Annotated in this window: 1 protein-coding gene; it reads right to left on the bottom strand. The window is 58.3% G+C overall.

What is annotated here, in order from left to right; genetic code table 11:
- The coding region (locus ADK28_RS04575) for a Clp protease N-terminal domain-containing protein (protein WP_048795006.1) at positions 1-880 on the bottom strand (880 nt) is incomplete at its 3' end.
- Positions 881-899 lie beyond the last annotated feature (19 nt).

Genomic DNA, 899 nt, shown 5'->3' with positions numbered 1-899 from the left:
TAAACAGGATGACGGGACGCGGTGAATCCTTCACATCCTGCATCACCCCCTTAAAGCGCTTCTCGAACTCCCCTTTCACCGCCGCCCCCGCCTGCATGGCGCCTAAATCCAGAGACAGCAGTTCCACGTCCCGGAGCTTGTCCGGTACCTGACCGGCAACAATGCGTAAAGCCAGCCCTTCCGTCAGCGCACTTTTACCCACCCCCGCCTCACCGACGATAATCGGGTTGTTTTTACGACGGCGTGACAGGATGTCGATCATCAGGTCAATTTCATCATCACGACACAGCACCGGATCGAGCCGCCCGTCGCGCGCATCCTGCGTCAGGTTATGCGTAAAGCGCCCCAGCAGTTCTCCCGTAGACGGAGGTAACGCATGAGGGGTTTCCACTGAAGCAGCACTTTCACCCTCCGCCGATCCCGCCACCCATGCTTCAAACTCCTGAGCCAGCAGCTCCCGGTTAATGGCCGCCAGCTCGCGGGACAACGCAGAAGAAATATAACGCCCCGGCGTCATCAGTAATGCCAGCAGTAACACCCCGCTGCGCAGTTCCGGATGACCCATCTGCGCTGAGGCCAGCAACCAGCCATCCTGCAATAACTCCATCAGCAGAGGCGAAAACGCCGGATAGCCTGGCGCCAGGGAGGTATCCATGCCTTCATGCTGCAGCAGAGCCCGTAGCGTCTCCGGGGAGATGCCGGCAAGATCCAGGATCAGCCGGATATCGCTTAACGGCGTATCCAGCGCTTTCAGTAACAGGTGCTCAACACGAATTTCAGCGCCCTGCTGGCTGACGCACAGGGCCGCCGCCTCTTCCAGAATATGGCGACAGACGGGATGAAGACGTTCAACAAGAATGTGCAAATCAATGCGGATCATGGGTTAACGCCCTCACTTT

The organism is Serratia sp. 506_PEND (genome assembly GCF_001076875.1).
GTDB lineage: Bacteria > Pseudomonadota > Gammaproteobacteria > Enterobacterales > Enterobacteriaceae > Serratia > Serratia marcescens.
This window is presented reverse-complemented; position numbering and strand designations above follow the sequence as displayed.